Origin of the sequence: Pseudoalteromonas sp. NSLLW24, assembly GCF_015864725.1 — a bacterium.
In the GTDB taxonomy this organism is placed as follows: domain Bacteria; phylum Pseudomonadota; class Gammaproteobacteria; order Enterobacterales; family Alteromonadaceae; genus Pseudoalteromonas; species Pseudoalteromonas arctica.
Genome location: NZ_JADYWQ010000017.1, coordinates 1 through 19840 on the forward strand (window position 1 = coordinate 1; position 19840 = coordinate 19840).

15 protein-coding genes are annotated in these 19840 nt (G+C 38.2%); 6 read left to right on the forward strand and 9 right to left on the reverse strand.

Going from position 1 to position 19840, the window contains the following annotated elements; translation table 11 throughout:
- Positions 1-210 precede the first annotated feature (210 nt).
- The gene (locus tag I6E72_RS15735; RefSeq protein ID WP_197113030.1) at positions 211-3000 is read right to left on the reverse strand and encodes a tetratricopeptide repeat protein; all 2790 of its coding nucleotides are present in this window, start codon (positions 2998-3000) and stop codon (positions 211-213) included.
- Between the two features lie 977 nt (positions 3001-3977).
- Here I6E72_RS15735 and I6E72_RS15740 point away from each other — a divergent pair.
- Positions 3978-4358: a VOC family protein gene (locus I6E72_RS15740; RefSeq protein WP_197113031.1), complete on the forward strand. Its 381-nt coding sequence runs from the start codon at positions 3978-3980 to the stop codon at positions 4356-4358.
- Positions 4359-4575: 217 nt separating this feature from the next.
- Positions 4576-5154, forward strand: coding sequence for a DJ-1/PfpI family protein (locus I6E72_RS15745; protein ID WP_197113033.1), 579 nt, complete (start codon positions 4576-4578; stop codon positions 5152-5154).
- 56 nt (positions 5155-5210) lie between these two features.
- Here the strand turns inward: I6E72_RS15745 and I6E72_RS15750 are convergent, their stop codons facing one another.
- Together I6E72_RS15750 and I6E72_RS15755 are read right to left on the reverse strand one after the other, a co-directional pair.
- Positions 5211-5516 carry an MGMT family protein gene (locus I6E72_RS15750; protein WP_197113035.1) on the reverse strand — a complete coding sequence of 102 codons (306 nt, stop codon included), beginning with the start codon at positions 5514-5516 and terminating at the stop codon, positions 5211-5213.
- Complete coding sequence (locus tag I6E72_RS15755) at positions 5506-6408, reverse strand: LysR family transcriptional regulator (RefSeq protein ID WP_165725478.1); 903 nt, start codon at positions 6406-6408, stop codon at positions 5506-5508. Before I6E72_RS15755 ends, I6E72_RS15750 begins: the two co-directional genes overlap by 11 nt.
- 122 nt (positions 6409-6530) lie before the next feature.
- Here I6E72_RS15755 and I6E72_RS15760 point away from each other — a divergent pair, with 122 nt between their 5' ends.
- Both I6E72_RS15760 and I6E72_RS15765 read left to right on the forward strand, forming a co-directional pair.
- Positions 6531-7613 carry an efflux RND transporter periplasmic adaptor subunit gene (locus I6E72_RS15760; protein ID WP_024591780.1) on the forward strand — a complete coding sequence of 361 codons (1083 nt, stop codon included), beginning with the start codon at positions 6531-6533 and terminating at the stop codon, positions 7611-7613.
- Positions 7614-7615: 2 nt separating this feature from the next.
- The gene (locus I6E72_RS15765; protein WP_197113037.1) at positions 7616-10684 is read left to right on the forward strand and encodes an efflux RND transporter permease subunit; all 3069 of its coding nucleotides are present in this window, start codon (positions 7616-7618) and stop codon (positions 10682-10684) included.
- Between the two features lie 108 nt (positions 10685-10792).
- On the opposite strand, the gene I6E72_RS15770 is transcribed toward I6E72_RS15765, so the two are convergent.
- Positions 10793-11125 carry a PBPRA1643 family SWIM/SEC-C metal-binding motif protein gene (locus tag I6E72_RS15770; protein WP_010552992.1) on the reverse strand — a complete coding sequence of 111 codons (333 nt, stop codon included), beginning with the start codon at positions 11123-11125 and terminating at the stop codon, positions 10793-10795.
- Between the two features lie 344 nt (positions 11126-11469).
- Between I6E72_RS15770 and I6E72_RS15775 the strand changes: the two genes are divergently transcribed.
- On the forward strand, positions 11470-12210 hold the full coding sequence (locus tag I6E72_RS15775) for a putative quinol monooxygenase (protein WP_197113039.1): 741 nt from the start codon (positions 11470-11472) through the stop codon (positions 12208-12210).
- Between the two features lie 572 nt (positions 12211-12782).
- Positions 12783-13367, forward strand: a complete 585-nt coding sequence (locus I6E72_RS15780) for a hypothetical protein (protein ID WP_197113041.1) — start codon at positions 12783-12785, stop codon at positions 13365-13367.
- A 22-nt stretch (positions 13368-13389) separates the two neighbouring features.
- Here I6E72_RS15780 and rluF read toward each other — a convergent pair whose 3' ends face one another.
- From rluF to glgC, 5 genes are all read right to left on the reverse strand, one after another.
- Positions 13390-14427 carry a 23S rRNA pseudouridine(2604) synthase RluF gene (rluF, locus tag I6E72_RS15785; protein WP_033012488.1) on the reverse strand — a complete coding sequence of 346 codons (1038 nt, stop codon included), beginning with the start codon at positions 14425-14427 and terminating at the stop codon, positions 13390-13392.
- Positions 14428-14513: 86 nt separating this feature from the next.
- Positions 14514-15584 carry a DUF418 domain-containing protein gene (locus I6E72_RS15790; RefSeq protein WP_197113116.1) on the reverse strand — a complete coding sequence of 357 codons (1071 nt, stop codon included), beginning with the start codon at positions 15582-15584 and terminating at the stop codon, positions 14514-14516.
- A 30-nt stretch (positions 15585-15614) separates the two neighbouring features.
- Entirely contained in the window at positions 15615-16829 is a 1215-nt protein-coding gene (locus I6E72_RS15795; protein WP_197113043.1) for an EAL and HDOD domain-containing protein, read from the reverse strand.
- An 89-nt stretch (positions 16830-16918) separates the two neighbouring features.
- Positions 16919-18454 (reverse strand): glycogen synthase, encoded by a 1536-nt coding sequence (locus tag I6E72_RS15800; protein ID WP_197113045.1) that lies wholly within the window; start codon positions 18452-18454, stop codon positions 16919-16921.
- Between the two features lie 82 nt (positions 18455-18536).
- On the reverse strand, positions 18537-19838 hold the full coding sequence (gene glgC / locus I6E72_RS15805; protein ID WP_121954773.1) for a glucose-1-phosphate adenylyltransferase: 1302 nt from the start codon (positions 19836-19838) through the stop codon (positions 18537-18539).
- Between the last annotated feature and the right edge of the window lie 2 nt (positions 19839-19840).

Consider the following 19840-nt stretch of genomic DNA (forward strand, 5'->3'; position numbering starts at 1 on the left):
GACAATTAAATAAAGGCATCAATTTTGATGTTTAGACATTAGCTCGTCTTGACTTCAAGGGAGCGTCCATATATGTCATTGTTAATTAGCCACTAGAAAATGATTTAGTACACGTAACAAATACAAGAAGTAAAAGAAGCAAGTTGGACAAACACTTTTACAAGATAGAGACTATTTCAGCAATATATTTGTGTCTGCCCAATTTGGTTTTTATCTATTTATTTTTTTCCATTGAGCTAATTTACGCGCCCATGATTCTTTTGTGTTGAAGTTTTTTTGCATGTCTATTGCTTCTTTGAGAGTGTCGATTGATTCTCGATTTCCAGCTATATTTAGAATTTCAGCCCTATCGTTTAAAAAACTGCTTAAGAACCACGCTCTATTTTTATCAGCTCGCTCACCTTCAACGGCTTTATCTATAGCTATAAGTGCATTGTCAAAATCTCTAATGCCTTTTAACTGTTTGGCTTTACTCTGAAAATAAAATTGATCTTGATTTTCTATCTTATCTAGAAAACCACCAGCTTTTTCGAAATTATCGATTTCATTATAAAACTTTGCGACTTTTAAATTGTCAAAATCATTAGATGGGCTGGATTCAAGGTAATATTTTTCAGCTAAAGTTGCTGTAATTCTTAGTTTCTCATCTTTGTCTTCTAAATTACTGTACTTATACACTCGATAAAGTGCCATCTGAATGTTCGCATAAGCAATCATCAACTTTTCGTTTTGGTTAACATTATCAGGTGCAGGTAAATTTGCACATAATGTCCTAAACTCATCTTTAAAGTTGTAACCAAGGTGCCCTGATAATGAGCTCAATACTCGATATGGGTGATCAAACGATGAACGTAAAGTAATCGATATGTCTGAGATAAACTCTTCTATACGGCTATCTATATAGTTTTCTCTAGACTCCTTATATTGAGAGTTTGCAATAAGATCATAAAAAGACAACACAATTGAGTGAGATAGACTAGATGTTTTTTTACCTAGAACCAAATCTACATAACTAGCGGCACCTTTATAGTCCTTTTCGTTATCCAAAATACGAGCCAACTGTAATATACACTGTTCACTGTCTGGGAATCTCTTTATAAGATCTTCAAAAAGCTCCTTAGATATCGTAGCGTTACCTTTCCAATAATACAATTTAGCAATATGATGCTTCACTAATAGTTCTAGGTTAGACCCGCCTTCAAGGTTGGAGTCTATACTGCTTAATATGCCAATTACTTCCTCAGATTTTTGTTGATATTCGTCTTCATCACTCTTCCTGTTTATTGATATAAGTTCCAACTCAAACTTTTCAATCATCAATAGTAAATCTTCGAGAGTATTATTATCCAAGGAAAAATTCTCGATTTCTTTAATTAAAGATTCCTTGTTTACTAAGTTATCCGTAGTTTGAATTATTGCATACAGTAAAGCTTTTTTTCTATTTTCAGATAAATCACTTTGATAAAGTGCTCTTAATAATTCGTGATGCATTACGCAAAAGCTATAATAGTCAGAACGTTTGAACTCGTTTTCTACTAATAGAAGATCACAAATTTCATTTTTGAACCCATCCTTTTCTTTACTGGTCGAAAATAGGTTATTTATTGACAATAAAACAATAGAGTGAATAGTTGAAAAGTTAATACCAGAACGAACAATAAGAGAACTTTTTTCTAGATTTCTTATTGCTCTTTTACCTAGAACTTTATTTAGAACGTAGTTACTTACTTGCTCTGAGTTTAATAAAGACAATAGAGTAAACTCACGAGAAAATCTATCAGAATGCTTACCAATCACGAGATCTGATATGCTCTGCGAACGCCCTTTTACTATTTCTGCTGGAATTTGCTCAATTTCTTGAATGAATTCATTTATTTCAGCTTCATCATACTCTTCATCTTCAATAATTTGACAGACTAGTTCTAAACAAAGAGGATGACCTCCAATATTAGAAATGAATGCTTCAATATACTTGTCATCGATATTAATGTGGCTACTAATTAATGCTCTAGATTCATCCTCGTCCATTTCAGAAAGATGAAAGCTTTTCGTTCGACTCAATAAACGTTCTATAGATGTTATTATTACTCTACTATCTGAATTAGCAAAAGAGCTAAAATTTGACTTAAGTTCATCTGCATTGCCACAAAAATTATCTAAAATAACCAAAGTCTTATAAGTTTCGCAAAGGTTTGCTAAGTTAAGATTTTTATCAAAGTCCCCAACTTTTACTGATTTAAAGTTGAAGGTTTTTCCTTCACCTAGATTAACCCAAATGACTGAATCGAATTCTTCAGAAAGCTTATGTGCGACACCAAGTGCGACTTTACTTTTGCCAATACCACTTACACCATGAATTGCAGATACTTGATTGTCTCTAACTATGTCGATTATTGAATTTTCATCCTTTCTAACAATAAAGTCTGATGGTAAAGGAGGTAATTCATTATGCATTGAAATTGCTGAATATATTTGACTTGCCGTGGGAAGGTAGTCTATCAACGATAAAACTAGCTTTTGATTTCCGATATTATCAAAAATGATTTCGGCTATTTGTTCGGAATCAATAACATCTACATCTTGTTCTATACCAATGTGGCGGATAACTTTGTTTACATTGTCTAACCTACCACCTTTGGCTTCTTGGTTAGCAAATAAAATTATTTTTGAACATTGGGGGCTATTGTTTAATGTTGAATTAATATCTTTTATGGGCTTAGTATTACCTAATTTAAGTTCAATCAATTTATCAAACTTACGACTGAAAACATCAAAATAGTCACCGTCTGTACCGCACTGTCCTACGACTTCAAAGTTATTTGTAGAGAAATCTACAGTCCTGCTAATTGGTTTAGCATACAAATTGCTACCTTTATGAATGGATTGCTCACCTACAAGTATGTCAAAAATAGGTTTACACAAGTACTCAAACTCTGCCCCATTCAATGGAATGAGGTCGTCCACTACTTTTTTGATAAAAACTCTTTTTAATATGTCCATATTGACCTTCAATTTCCGTGGAATTTTGTTTTGATGGCGACAAAGCCAATACGTTTATTATGCCACATGATTCTATAATCCCACTGTTAACGAGTCTTGTAAACATTGAACTTGAATCGCTATTTTTTGGGAAAAGTAGGTCAAAGTCCCACAATGGCTAATCACCCTAACTTGTTTTGGGGCAGAAACGAGTTATACCGTAATAGCTTCTTTTAACACTCAGCTGTACTTCGGCAAAAAGCGATAACCGGTCGGTCAGGTGAGTCGTCATTAACTTAGTCAGAATAAGAGGAAACTTTCCTCTTTTTTACATGTTTATATATGCCACAGAAAGCATGATATTTATAACTAGTAATAACTTACACTATTTGTTATTAATATACGTTCATAAAATAAGGATGTTTTCGCGCTAAAATAGGAAAAGTGTCCTCTGATAAAGTTGTTATACATTTAGAAGGAGGTGTAGTGATCCGTGCTCTTAAAATTTTAATCTTTGGACTATTTAGTGGACCAATTCTAGCCGAATTAATCGGTTTCATATCCCCTTTTGTCATGTTACGAAATGAAGAATTAGGTTATCAATTCCAAGATTCAGCTTATTACATCGGAGCATTTTCAAGTGTGTTTTTTTCAGTAGCATTGCTGTTCGCTGCTTTTAACACGTCAAAGATTTCCTATAAAATTGGGAGCTCTGTTATAGCTTTACTTTACATAATTTCCTCGTGTTATGTTTTTCTCGACAGTGAGAGCCGAATGGAAACGATAATCTATGACTTAAATTATTTGTGCAGTGTGGCTAGTTTAACTTTAGGGGCCTTTATCGCCTTACACTGTTTTAAAAATACAACTCACTCTGTATATAAACATGCATAACAACTCAATAAACTCGCTCACTGGGACGCATACACGCAGGGCGGCTTCGCTATTATGCCCTACGTGCCTGCCCGTTATTGAAAAGTTATACGCTAGGAGTTTAAATGGAACTTAATCAGGTTACTTTACCAGTAAAAGATATGGATGTTGCTGCTAACTTTTATCTAAAACTCGGCTTCACTCAAATTGTCGATACGCCCCATTACGCAAGGTTTTCTTGCCCAGATGGGAATTCTACTTTTTCCTTATCACTCGAATCCAGTGAATTTGAAAACAGTTCTGTGATTTACTTCGAGCATGAAAAACTTGATGAACTGTGTGCTGAGTTGACTAAAAAAGGTTTTCAGTTTGAACAACAGCCGACAGAGCAACGGTACTTGTGGAAAGAAGCAATACTTAAAGATCCGTCTGGTAATAAAATCAAACTTTACTGGGCAGGTGAAAACCGCTTAAATCCTCCTTGGAAAGTTGAGAAACGCGTATAACAAGTGACTAAGGTTATGAGCGTCCGCTCATGGCACTTTTGCGACACCCGCATATTATTACATTTAGCTTTACCAAAGATAATAGAAAACTTAGTAAGAGTAATATTTTAGGTAATTTGTTAAAACTATATAAAGCAGAAAAATGAGCGTGACAACAGCAGAAGTATTCGTGATTAGCACATTTTAAGATTGTTATGTGTAATGGAGTATACAGAGTATGAATATCGGAATATACATATACGATGATGCAGAAGTTCTTGATTTCTCTGGACCATTTGAAGTTTTAAGCACTGCAAATCGTTTAGGCAATAAAAATTGGAATGTATTTTTAGTTTCTGAAAAACCTGATGTTGTACAAGCTCGTGGTGGTTTTCCAGTGCACGGACATTTCTCATTTGAGACTCATCCGAATATTGATGTGCTTATAGTTGTTGGAGGTATACATACAGAGGAAGTTAAAAAGCCTGCTGTAATATCTTGGATTTCGAATGTTGCTAGTACATCAAAAAGAGTCGCATCTGTCTGTACAGGAGCGTTCATTTTAGCTGAAGCTAATTTACTAAATGGTTTAACAGTTACAACGCATTGGGAAGATATAGCCGATCTCAGTGCTATCTACCCGAAATTAAATGTTGTGAGTGATCATCGTTGGGTCTCTCAAGGTAAATATATAACTTCTGGTGGCATATCAGCTGGAATTGATATGAGTTTACACTTAGTGTCAGAACTATCGACCTTAAATTTAGCTGAGCAAACAGCTAAGCAAATGGAGTATCACTGGCAAAAATGCACATAACAACAGGCTAAGTCGTCGTAGTCAGCTATGGCACTTACCTGCCCATAATAGTCATATCACTCCCACCGGCACTCGCGCATATTCACTTTGTCGCTTTTAAACAGTACGCCTTCTGATAGTAGCTTTTCGCGCTGTTCTTGGTATTTTTCGCTACCTGCAGGGAATGATATTTTACCTTGGCTATTCACGACCCTGTGCCAAGGTATAACCGAATCGTTTGGCATCACTTTTAATAAGCGCCCGACCAACCGTGAATTTTGCGGGTAGCCCGCAAGTGCTGCAACTTGCCCGTAACTTGCTACTTTTCCTACTGGTATGCCTGCGATAACAGTATAAATAAGTGTTTCTTTATCAATATCCATTGTTGTTAGAATATTCCTCACTAAGAGTTTTAAATTGCTCCCAGATAGTACGCGCTACAGGGCCGTGGTGCATTGCATGCTGCCTAAAGGCTCTAATTTGCGCGCTAAATTTATGCTCTCGGTCAGTGATGTGTATTTCTTGAAGTAAGCCTGCTTTTATTTCAGGGTCGCAGTGCTCTAGGCTCATCATTGCCCAACCCGCGCCTGAGAGTAAAAACGATTTTAGGGTCGATACATCATCAATTTTCATCATGGCGGAGCCTTTTGAGTACGATAGCCTGTCGCTGTCGATACTCAAGTCACTTTCAAACATGGCTAAACACGGATACGTTTGCAGTTCGCTATAGGTGAGCTTTTGAGGAAGTACGCCTTTAGCGCTCACAATGCCAATATCGAGCCTGCCTATAGGTACGCTTTCTAAATCGCCTGTCGCATGAAATAAATCAAACCACGGGCCAATGCCTAATTCGGCTTGCCCACTGTTTACTTGCTCTAATGAAATAAAGCGCTTCCCGCTTGTTAAGCTAAATTCGGTGCTGGTAAACAACCTAAAAGTATTACTTATGATCTCGTTGTAACTCTGCATATGACAAAGTTGTTCGTAACAAACTCTAAATTGGGGTTCATTACCTAATGCTAATTCTTTAGCGAGCTGTGCTAGCTCGTCGTTGGCATGCAGTAGTTGCTGCGCTTCGCGGTGAAAAACACGCCCTTTTTCAGTAAGCTGTAATCGGTACTTACTTCTGTCTAGTAACTCAAATCCTATTTTGGCTTCTAAGTTTTTAATGGCGAGTGTAAGCGCTGGCTGCGTTTTATGTAGCTTTAGTGCTGCTCCGCTTAAGCTTGCGCTTTGCACTATGGCATCTAAAATTATTAATTGATTCAGCTTCATATACCGCTCTGCAACATCATAAATAAAACTTATTGAGTTTCTAAAATTTAATGATTTTTATTTTATATGTTTGCAGCGTATGCTGCACTTAATTATTTTGCCATCATTGCAACGGAGAAGACATGAAACTCTTTCGTCTATGTTTATTAACAACGACCTTACTTAGCTTAATAGCCTGTTCTGAGCCAGAACAACAAGTTAAAGAAGAGCCTATTCGCCCTGTTAAATTATTCAACATAGGTCATGATACGCAAATTAACATTCGTAGTTTTCCTGCTGAAGTTGTTGCAAACCAAGGCTCGTACCTTGCTTTTAGGGTAAACGGCGAACTTGTTAAGTTTCCTGTGCTTGCTGGTGAACACGTTGAAAAAGGTGATTTATTAGCAAAACTGGATCCAGAAGATTTTCAATTACAGTTTGACGAACGTAAAGCGCGCTTTGAATTGGCAAAATCACAACTTGGCCGTATTGAGCAATTGTTTGAGAAAAAAATCACCAGCCAATCAGAATTAGATCAAGCCACTGCTAATATGCAAATTGCTGAATCTGCATTTAGAATTGCACAAACGAACCTTGAATACAGTGAACTACGCGCACCATTTTCAGGCACGGTCGCAAAGGTATTTGTTAAAAACTTTGAAAATATTCAAGCAAAGCAAAATATATTACGCTTAGAAACACGCGATTTAATGGACGTAGAAATTCAGGTTCCTGAAAAAATAATCGCTCGCCTTAAAAAAGGCACCGATTACCACCCTACTGTAAAGTTTGATGGCTTTGACGATAAAGAATACACACTTGATATTAAAGAGTGGGACACCCAAGCAGATCCTGCAACACTTACCTATAAAGTTGTGTTTTCGCTACCAGTACCTGAGGACTTTAATTTACTAGCGGGTATGACGGGTAGCGTGCTTATTGATTTAAGTAAAGTAACACGCTCGCAAGTTGCTTATACAATATTACCTATCGAGTCGGTGTTTTCTGAGCCGCAAGAATCAATTGAAGATAACGCCTACGTATGGCTTTTTGATTCAAAAACTAGCCAAGTGCATAAACAAGCTGTAAAGGTTGGCCAGTTGCACCGCGATGGTATTGAAGTATTAAGCGGTATTGAAGAGGGCCAAATTGTGGTTTCAGCCGGTGTGCATTCACTAAAAGAAGGCATGAAAGTAAGAGCATGGAATAAAGAGCGAGGCTTATAATTATGAGCTTTGCACAACTCTCCATAGAGAAAAAAGTAATCAGTTGGATGTTTACCCTGCTGCTATTAATTGGCGGTAGTGTGTCGTACTTTGATTTAGGGCAATTAGAAGACCCTGAGTTTACGCTTAAAAAAGCCATGGTTATTACCATGTACCCTGGCGCTTCGCCGCAGCAAGTTGAAGAAGAAGTCACTTTTCCGATTGAAAACGCGATTCAGCAATTGCCTTATGTTGATTACGTTACGTCTATTTCATCTAACGGTAAATCACAAATTTCTGTAGAAATGAAAAGCAATTATCGTAAAGAGCAGCTTCGCCAAATTTGGGATGAAATGCGTCGTAAAATTAACGACCTTTCTCCGTCATTACCTAGTGGTGTTTACCCAAGCACTATTTTGGACGACTTTGCCGATGTTTACGGTGTTATGTATTCGGTAACCGGCGATGGTTATTCGTATGATGAGCTTAAAGATTACATCGATTTTTTAAAGCGCGAACTGGTATTGGTTAAAGGTGTTAGTAAAGTAACCGTTGCGGGCCAACAACAAGCGCAAGTAATGGTTGAAGTTTCTACGCGTAAACTCGCTCAATTAGGTATTGCGCCAAGCCATATATTCCAGTTATTGCAATCGCAAAATACGGTATCTAACGCGGGTAAAATTCGCGTGGGCGATGAATCAATTCGCTTACATCCTACTGGTGAATTTAAAGATGTAAAAGAGCTCGAAACCTTATTAATTTCAAAATCAGGTGCCAATGAGCTTATTTACTTAGGCGATGTAGCAAAGGTTTACAGAGAGTACGCAGAAGTACCAAATAACATTATTCGTTATAACTCTCAGCAAGCTTTACTTATTGGCGTGTCGTTTATGTCGGGTGTTAACGTGGTTGATGTGGGTAAAAACATAGACGAGCATTTAGCATCACTTGAATATCAACGCCCTCATGGTATTCACATAAATTCGGTATACAACCAACCACAAGAGGTTCAAAAATCGGTTGATGGTTTTATTATCAGCTTACTTGAAGCCATTGCGATTGTTATTGTTGTACTGCTGTTATTTATGGGTTTAAAAAGCGGCATTTTAATTGGTGGTATTTTACTGCTTACCGTACTGGGTACGTTTATATTTATGAAGTTGTTTGCCATCGACTTGCAACGTATATCGCTTGGGGCACTTATTATTGCTCTAGGGATGCTGGTTGATAACGCAATAGTCGTCACCGAAGGCATACTTATAAACCTTAAACGTGGCCAAACAAAACTCAAAGCGGCTGTTAATATTGTTGAGCAAACAAAATGGCCTTTATTAGGTGCAACAGTAATTGCAGTCACTGCCTTTGCGCCAATTGGTTTAAGCTCTGATGCCAGTGGTGAATTTGCCGGTAGCTTGTTTTGGGTGTTGTTTATTTCGCTTTTATTAAGCTGGATAACAGCCATTACGCTAACGCCATTTTTTGCCAATTTAATGTTTAAAGAAAACGAATTTAAAAACGAAGAAGGCCAAGAAGATGAAGACCCATACAAAGGCTTTATTTTTAATGGTTACAAAGCGATTTTAGATTTAGCGCTGCACTTTAGAAAAACCACGCTTATATTAATGGTTGTTTTACTGTGTACTGCGGTTATTGGTTTTGGCTCTGTAAAACAGTCGTTTTTTCCTGCCTCTAATACACCTATGTTTTATGTAGATTACTGGCAAGAGCAAGGCTCTGATATTCGCTCAACCCTAGAGGGCGTTAAAAAGCTCGAAGAGTTTTTACAAAAAGAAGACCTTGTTGAAGAAGTAACAAGTACTACAGGCCAAGGTGCACCGCGCTTTATGCTTACCTACGCGCCAGAAAAATCATACCCCGCGTACGGCCAATTAATTATTCGTGTTGCCGACAGAGAAGCCGTAGCAACTGTAATGCAGACAGTGCGTGATTACTCAAGCAATCATGCACTCTCTGCACAGCTTAAAATTAAACCGATGGAAATTGGCCCCTCTACTGATGCAAAAATAGAAGCACGTTTTTCAGGCCCTGACCCTGTTGTTTTAAGACAACTCGCTGCTACAGCCGAAGAATTGATTGGTAGCGACGATGGTGCATACAATATTCGTGATGACTGGCGCGCACGTACCAAAATGATTCGCCCGCAATTTAACGAGCAAAAAGCACGTCGATTAGGTATTAGTAAATCAGACTTAGACAATGTATTACTAACGAGCTTATCGGGTAAACAAGTGGGCGTATATCGCGATGGTACGCAATTGCTGCCCATTATTGCCCGCTCTCCTGCTAACGAGCGCTTAAACGTAGAAAGCGTACACGACCTTCAAATATACAGCCCAGTATTGGGTGTATTTGTACCAGTGACTCAGGTTGTAGACGAATTTGATGTGCAGTGGGAAGACAGCCTAATAATGCGCCGCGATCGCAAACGTACTATTACAGTAATGGCCGATCACAATGTATTAGGAGACGAAACGCCCGCTAAATTATTTGCGCGTATTCGCGGTCCGATAGAGAACATGGAACTACCGCGTGGTTACCAACTAGAATGGGGCGGCGAGTTTGAGTCATCAAGCAAGGCGCAAAAAGCAATATTTGGCTCATTACCGCTGGGTTATTTAGCTATGTTTGCAGTCACGGTATTACTTTTTAACTCACTTAAACAGCCACTTGTTATTTGGGCAACTGTGCCGTTGGCTATTATTGGTGTAAGCGCGGGCTTGTTAGCGATGAATGCTCCGTTTAGCTTTATGGGGCTACTTGGTTTGTTAAGCTTAAGCGGTATGCTAATTAAAAACGGTATTGTATTAGTTGATCAAATAAATCTTGAATTAAGGGAAGGTAAATCGCCCTATGAGGCCGTGTTTGACTCTGGTGTGAGCCGTGTACGACCGGTTGCAATGGCAGCTATAACTACTATTTTGGGTATGATCCCGCTGCTATTTGACGTGTTTTTTCAGTCAATGGCGGTAACAATTATGTTTGGTTTGGGCTTTGCTACAATTTTGACTTTAATTGTAGTGCCGGTACTGTACACGGTTATATTTAGAATTGATTACGAGCCACGTAAGTAGTTAAACATATAATCGGTTAACATTAAAAATGCCACTGGCTCAAGGTCAGTGGCATTTTTATTTAATACCAATGAAAAAAGAAAGGCTACATATTTAGTTGTTAAGAAACTAACCGCAACACTTCTTATATTTTTTGCCGCTACCACATACACAAGGTGCGTTACGCTCTGGTACTTTATCAAATACTTGTGGTGTTGACTTGCTAAGCGCAAAGTCTAGTTCGCGAATATCTTCTGGTACGTCTGCTTTAACTTCAATTGAAGCAAACAGCGAATGCTCTTCTAGTATTGCTTCTATTTCTGATTGTCGTTCAGCTGAGTTTACAATTAGCGTTAACGGGTGCAACTCTGTGCCTACCTTTGCAGTACGATTTGGCGCAAATCCATTACTGTTATTTTTACCCATTATGTCGGGCTTACCCATAAAGAAAAATTTTGACATGTTACTTCTATAACCTTTCTACATTATTAAGACGGCGCATCTTAACAGCTTACCCTTCATATAACTAAGTGTACTTGTAAATAGCTTAACAACACGTCTATAAAGCAATTTTAACTTAAAAATTTAAATGGCCTGCAAAATAGGCTAACCACTATTATATACATTTACTATAAACTGATTAAATAAATGCGATTATTATCAATATTTAAATACTCTGTACACTTAGCTTCGTTATCTAAGCACTTACCAATTAAGCGATAGGTATGCTAACTAGGGCGATAGAAATTGCCTTTAACTTTTTAGCCTCACTTATACAGAGGCAATTTATTTAAGTAGAGAAAGTCATGTTTAAAAATTTTGGATGGATAGTAGAAGCTAAACTTAATGCTGGTGAACTTGAAAACTTTAAAGCGGTGATGAATTCACAAGTTAATCGCGCACTTAATGAAGTTGGCACTAAAAATTATCAATATTATATGTCTGATGCTGGCGATGTTTTAGTTTACGAACGCTTTGCTGATGCAGACTCTTCACACGAACATATTGAAAATTGGGACGATCATTCAGCACGTTGGATGGCGGCTGCTGCACCAACACGCATGGTGCATTTAGGCGAATTACCTGAAGATGTTCGTGAGCGTCATGCGGCTTTAAGCCCTCTTTGGCTAAAACCATTTGGTGGCTTTTCTCGCGAAGAAGAACAAACGAGTCAAATTAACAAAAACGGTGATACGACATTTGATAATTTTGGCTGGATTGTTGAAGCCAAGCTAAACCCTGGCCAGTTAGATGCCTTTCGTGAAGTAATGAATTCACAAGTAGAACGTGCAAAAACAGAGCCTGGTACACTAAATTACCAATATTACATGTCTGACGATGGCGATATTATGGTTTATGAGCGCTTTAGAGATTTAGAAGCCTCGCACATACACATCCAAAACTGGGATGATCATGCAGAGCGCTGGATTGCTGCAGCAACACCAACACGTATGGTTCATTTGGGTGATTTACCTAAAGAACTAACCGATAAACATGCTGCACTGTCACCACTTCTATTAAAGCCTCTAGGTGGTTTTGTAAAGTAAATATGGATAAATACTAAATTCGTAATATAGTTAAATGCCACTGACTAGACTCAGTGGCGTTTTAGTATCTAACTCAATATTATGGAAAAGCATTGGAAAACTTTAAAATTGCAGTACTAATAGCAAGCAGTCTTTTTATACTTTTTGGTTATTTACGCTTTATAACTGACGATAATGGTAACGTGAACTTAAACAACTACCGATTTACAGGTGGTTTACTGCTGATTATACCAACCCGCAATAATACTTAATCATTTTGCGGGGCTAAACGTGTCGCTACCTGTGTTAAAAAATTCTCATTTAGAACAACTAAATAGCGAATTTTTTGCCTAGCTATCAACACGTTTTTCCATCCTCAAAATAGATTACTTAATTAAGCGAATTGGTATTATTTCCGGTATGATTGATGGTACACGCGATATAGCTAAACGCCTGCGCTCTAAAAACGCATTATCGGCGATTGCAATTTATTTAGGTATACTCTTATTTTATATTGGCTTTAGCATTCAATAGCTAAACATTAAGCGCTAATTTGGGCTTTATACAAGCAGCATTTTATAAGTGAATCCCCTGTGACCTTTAAACAACTATTCAACAGCGCCTTATTACTTTTAGTAACAGCACCTCCACTGGTTTTACTTGCATGGGATGAACAAGCCGATCCCGCTTTTATCCCCAACGGTATATACGACACTTTAACATTTACGTTATTTCCAATAATGACGATCGTGTTATCGGTTGCTTTATTTAGGCACCTATATAAAAAATATAATAATAACTTTGAATTTAAACATACGGTTAAAGATTATATTGTTGAACATGGGAAGTTCCGCTCAGTATTTATACCAATTGGTTTACCTATTTTAATTTACTTATGGTTGTGGACGTCAGTATGTATTTCAGTAAAGTTACTGGCTAATAAATACGGCGATAATATATGGCAGCAAGAATATCAGTTACTCGAAGTAGGTACTTGCCCAACTGATTATGAATACAGTTGCGCAAAACTGACTGTACTGGATTTAAAAAGCTATAAAAAGCACACTTTTAGATGGTATTTAGATAAAGGTAGATTGGTGGGTTTGCAAAATAACAACGTAAACTTAGTGGGCGTTAAAAGCCCACTTGGTAAAATAGTACAAGAAATACAGTGGTAGTAGAATACCACTTAGCTGCACATTATTTTTTTAGACTGAGAATACGGTCCGAGCTTGGTTTTGAGTCTGATTTAGCATTAGACGACTTGTTCTCTTTAATGCTTTTTGGCTTACCCACATACGTTGTAGAACGCTTTTGGTAAGGAGTATTACTGCGCTCATTTTTGCGCTCTGTGTTAGCGTTGCTGCGCTCAGAGTTACGATTTGTATTTCGCTCAGTACTACGCTCATTATTTCGATCACCATTATTAAAGCGTCGTGGGTTTTCGCCCTGAAAATCACGTTTTTTAGGTGCTAAAGGTGCATTATTTTCTGATTGCTTATTAGTATCAAGCGAGTGCTCTTGGGTTTTACCAGAATCAGAAATCGAATCGTTTATTTGCGCCATTTCAATATCTGACAAGTGACGCCATTGCCCTACTTTCAAACCTTTAAGTGTTACGTTCATTATGCGCGTACGTTTTAAGGTTACAACTTCGTAGCCTAAGTATTCACACATGCGGCGTATTTGACGGTTTAAGCCTTGGGTAAGTACTATTTTAAATTCTTTGGGGCCACTTTGCGTTACTTTACATTCTTTAGTAACGGTATCTAAAATAGGCACACCATTCGCCATTTTTGTAACAAACTGACGATTAAGCGGTTTATCTACCGTAACAACGTATTCTTTTTCGTGATTATTGCCCGCACGTAAAATTTTATTAACGATATCGCCTTCGTTAGTTAAAAATATAAGCCCTTCAGACGGTCTATCTAAGCGCCCTATTGGGAATATACGCGTAGGATAATTTACCGCGCGAATAATATTACTTTGAATTTTACTTTCGGTAGTACACGTTATGCCAACGGGTTTATTGTAGGCAATGTAAACGCGCTTTGGCGTGGCTTTAAGCGGCTTACCATCAATTAATACAACATCGGTAGCGGCTACTTTTACGCCCATTTCTGGTGAGTAGCCATTAACGCTGACACGACCTTGCTCAATATATTTATCGGCTTCGCGGCGTGAACAAAATCCTGTTTCACTAATAAATTTATTTAAACGTTTTAATTCGGTCATGGCACTTATAGCGTAGTAATTTTTAAGGCGAGTAGTGTAAACCACCCACACTATTTTTTCGCCCCTAATTTACTATTTATAGGCGTTTAAGCACTAATTTTTACTTTAGTTAATTTACGCCATACACATTCAAGCGGACCTTGATTAAAATAGCGGCTGTATAAAAAGGTAAATATGAGCTGCAGCGCAACTAATGCCGTTGCAACTAACCAATAGTCAATACGATCAAAACTGAGCACCCAGTGGGTAAATAGCACTTTATATAACAACAGTTGTATGAGTGTTTGGCTAATATATAAAGTAAATGCTAAGCGCCCTGCTTGTTGAATAAGCATGCCGACGTGTGCTCTGTTATTGCAAAATTTAACAATTAAATGAATATACAGCGTAGCCATACCTAGGGCCGCAAACATATTTACAAATTCTTGCACCCCATATCCTAAGCTGCCATTAAGCTGTGATGCATAAAGCCTGATTCCACAAAAAACAAGGGTCATTGCACCGCAAACTATTAATTGCTGAGTCGTTAAGCCTTTACTAAAAACGCCTTGTTTATATAAATAAATGCCAATAAGCATAAGGCCCACGCACATCCACATTGTCATTATTGGCACCATAACAAGCATCAATGTGTTCATGGCGAGGTTACTAATAAAGTAATCAATATAGTGTGGGTTATATAAATCTATAAACTGTGCTGAATCACGGTAAATCACTTCATCGGGTACGCTAGATACAATAAGCACAGTAGCTACACCCGATAACAAAATAAACTCAAGTCCTCTTTTTAAAAGAACAGTGCTATCACTCTCTAAATATTTAATAACAAACCAGCCAGATACACCGTAAACAAATAAAATATCACCTGCCCAAAGTAAAAAACCATGCGCTAAACCAAAGAGGATTAACCAATAGAGCCTGCTTTTTAACTGCAATTCAGACTTATAACGTTGCCACTGAATGTAAAGCCCAGCACCAAAAAGCAAACTAAACAGTGTTCTAAAACGCCCGTCTACAAACAAACTGCTAAAGGTGTGAATAATTGAGTCGCTAACAGGAGGATTAGTTAAGGAGGTATACCCGTATTCAAAAAGGCCGAAGGCGTAAGCATTCATGTAAACTAGGCCAAGTACGGCAACGCCGCGAATAAAGTCCATATTATAATTGCGCATTAAAGCTATTATCCGTTAAATATTATTCTTATAACTGTCAGCCCAATCGACTGACTGCTGGTAAAGTGGAGGAAGTATAGCACTGTCTATATTTAGCAAAAGTACAGCTTGTTCAAGTGCCCACCAGCTTCCTGTTTCGTATGCTTTAACAACGTTTAAAATATAATAAAGTGTGTTTTTATCCCCTAATAATGCCGTTTTTATTTCATCAGGGAAAGGTAGCTTTTCAACAAGCAAGCTCATTGGTTGATCAAGGATTGCATCCAGCAGTGAAAATAACCCAGTTAAAAATGCTTCGCCTGACTGGCTTTTATTAACATTTTTTGCTAACAACTCACAAAAACGAGCACGTACAACACACACTTGCATTAGCTCTGCAGGCTTTTTACCCGCTGTATGAGCAGTAACAATAAGGCTCACAAACTTTTTAAGGCGTTCATGGCCTAAATACACAAGCGCTTGCTTTAATGACGATATTTGGCTTTGTATAGGAAAAACACCGCTGTTAATTAAACGCAGTAATTTATATGCAAGTGCAGCATCAAGCTCAAACAGTCCAGATATAGCTTTTATATCTGGACTGTTTTTCATTATTTCGGCGTAAATAGCGACGACTAAACCATAATTATAATCAATGTCATTTTGTTTGATCATGGTAGGTTTTGCAAAAAAATAGCCTTGAAAATAATCAAACCCCATATCAAAGGCGAGCTTATAGTCTTCTTGTGTTTCTATTTTTTCGGCTAGTATTTTTATTTGTTTATGAGCTTGTAACTTATTAATTATGGGCTGTATTTCGCTAAGAGGTGTAATTGCAATATCAAATTTAATGAGCTTCACAAGCTTTAAAAAACGATCCCACTGTGGTTTATATACAAAGTCATCGAGTGCGAGTTTGTAGTTACTATGAAATAAACCTCGGCATAGTTCATAGTTATCGTCGGTGGGTTCTATGGTTTCGAGTAACTCAATCACAACGTCTTGGCATGGTAGGAAAGCACATAAATCGAGTTTTAATGATTCTGGTCCTATATTAATAAGCGCTTTTTTGCCTGATGTAATATGGCGTGTACCTAAATTTAATTGATTTTCCATAATAAGCCTTGCTGTTGCTTGGCCTTCTGCAATATCTGGAAAATAATTTTTTGGACTATCACGAAAAAGTAGCTCATAGGCTACTACTTTTTTACTTCGATTGAATATTGCTTGCCTTGCAACAAATACAGACACATTACCTACTTCTTAGTTTTTATATAATACTAAGTAATTAAACCCTAAGCAGGTACATTTGTCACTAAACTTTAAAGTACAGCAACGATTTACCGGTATAAGGTTGTTATATAATCAGTTGCCACTTGTGGCCACGAAAAACGCATTTGCTCTGCGCTGTGCTTAATTTTATGCCACTTTTTAGGATTCTGCTTTTTAATTAAGAGAGTTTCCTCTAAACAGCTAATTAAATTACTCGTTTGTGTTGCTAACGTGTCGCCATTAAAGCTAAAACCATTTTCATGGTGTTTAACTGTATCTTTTAATCCGCCAACACTGTGCACTAAACAGGGTTGCCCGGCACGCATTGCTAGCATTTGGCTAATCCCACAAGGCTCAAACGAGCTTGGCATTAAAAATAAGTCACCTAGCTGATACATTAAATCGCCAACACCTTGACCATAACCCTCCAAAAATAAAAGATTGGAATTACGCGCCATCGCTTTGGTAAATATGCTTTCGAGCTCTTTATCACCCGAGCCTAGAATAATAAGTCTGCCGTTATGTTCATTAATGACTTGGCACACTTTATCAATAGCTAAAGCCTCATTAACCTGCTGGCACAATAACAACACTTTTTGCTCTGTAAGTCGGCCAACGCTTGTGATTAATGGGCCATTATTAACCGTTGCTTTAAATTGCTGTAGTCGTTGGTGCGCAATATAGTAGCCGCTTTGTAACTGCTCGCTATTTGCCATCCAAGTAAATAAAGTGTTCTCTGCTTGGCTATAAAAATCAGCGAGAGTTGCTCCTTCAAGTGCATTGCTTGGATATTCGCAGCCATTTAAAATACCGACAAGCTTACCTTGGCTTGCTGCATTTTGCAGATCTTGCTCAAGCCCTTCGCCACCAAAAAAACCATGCTCGTAATTACTAGGTTCAAGAACCTCTTGGCTGTAGGTTGGTGATACAACATGTATTTTATCGCACAGATTTATTGCACTGCGCATAGGATTAAAGCAATGAGGGTAACGCGGGTCGCATAGTTGCTGGCCATTATAACTAAGTGACGGAAACCATGCCTCTAAGCTTGAGTCGTCGTGTTTAAAAGGTCTTATACCTTGCAGTGCAATATTATGCACTGTGTAGGCAATGGGTAAGGTATTAAGTGAGCTATAACGTGGCTCAAACTTAAGTAAAACTGCAACGCAGGCGCTGTGCCAATCATGTAAATGTAGCGCTGTAGGGCGCTTTAATACACCTTGTAATAATGCTTCGCAGACAGCTGCATTAAATAAAGCAAATTTTGTCGCATCAGTTGCAAAAGGCCTCCCCGGTGCATCATTACAATATACACTGCCTGATTCACTAAATAGCGGGTGGCTAATAACAATTTGGCTTACGTTATTTTGGGCTTGTTGTACTTTAAAAACTGTTAATACATGCGGTTGAGCATTAAATGCAACGGTTACTTCACCTATATAAATACGCTCAAGCGGCTCAAACCCGTAGTCAGGAATAACAACGTCAACCGTTATACCTTGCTTTGCGAGCGCCCTTGGGGCATCGCGTACTACATCTGCCACACCGCCTACTTTAGCGCCTGGTAACGCGTCATTTTCTGCTGCAACCATTAATACATGCATTAATTTACTACTTCCTTTAAACCTGTGTGGGCTTGCTCATAAATGAGCAAGCTTTGTTGTCGTGCTTAATATTTAACGTGTTTTACGCTAGCTTTTTATTCTCACGCGCTTGGCGCTCTAACTTTTTTGCAAGCTCAGTGAGCATATCACGAGTAACAAGAACGATGCCTTTCTTAGATACTCTAAAGCCGTTTTCTTCATCTGTTTTTTTGTCAAAACCTATTTCAAGGCCTGCAGGTATTTCACAGCTTCGGTCTATTATCGCACGCTTAATTTTACAGCCTCGGTTTATAACTGCACCGGGTAAAATTACCGACTGCTCAATGGTACAAAATGAGCGAACATGCACATTAGAAAACAAGAGTGACTTTCTAACCGCAGAGCCCGAAATAATACACCCACCCGACACGGTTGAGTCCAAGGCCATACCGCGTCTATCATCGTCATCAAAAATAAACTTAGCAGGTGGTAGCTGCTCTTGATATGTCCATATTGGCCACGTTGGGTCATATAAATCAAGTTGTGGTTCTGGCATTACCAGTTCCATATTAGCCTCCCAGAACGAATCTAGGGTACCTACATCACGCCAATAAGGTTGCCCTTCTTGATTTGGATCTCTAAATGGGAACGCAAATACATTATGCTCTTCTATAATTGCTGGAATAATATCGTGACCAAAATCTCGGCCAGAGCCTTCATTCTCAGAATCTTTTTTAAGTTGCTCAAACAAAAATTCAGTATTAAAAATGTAGTTTCCCATTGATGCTAAGCATGTACCTGGCTTGCCAGGTACGGAGCTAGGCATTGCTGGTTTTTCATCAAAACGACACACTCTGTTTTCTTCATCAACGGTCATTACACCAAATGTGTCTGCAGCTTCTTCAACAGGCACTTCAATACAACATACCGTCATATCTGCGCCCTTTTGCACATGTTCAGCCAATAAAGCGCCATAGTCCATGCGATACACATGATCTCCAGACAAAATCATCACATATTTAGGGAGTTCGTGGCGAATAATATCTATGTTTTGAAAAACAGCATCTGCGGTGCCACAGTACCAATCATCACCTTGGCGCTGAGATGCAGGTAGAATTTCAACCGACTCACCCAGCTCTTTTTTAAAGTGGCCCCACGCGCGATTTACGTGACGAATTAGTGAATGCGATTTATATTGTGTAGCAATACCAACACGTCTCACACCCGAGTTAATACAGTTTGATAGTGGAAAATCGATAATTCGATGTTTACCACCAAAGTAAACTGCTGGCTTTGCTCGCCAATCGGTTAGCTCATGCAGGCGAGAACCGCGTCCGCCTGCCAGTATTAACGCGTAAGTTTCTCTGGTTAGGCTACTTATGTAGCGATTTGCATAATTGGGCATAA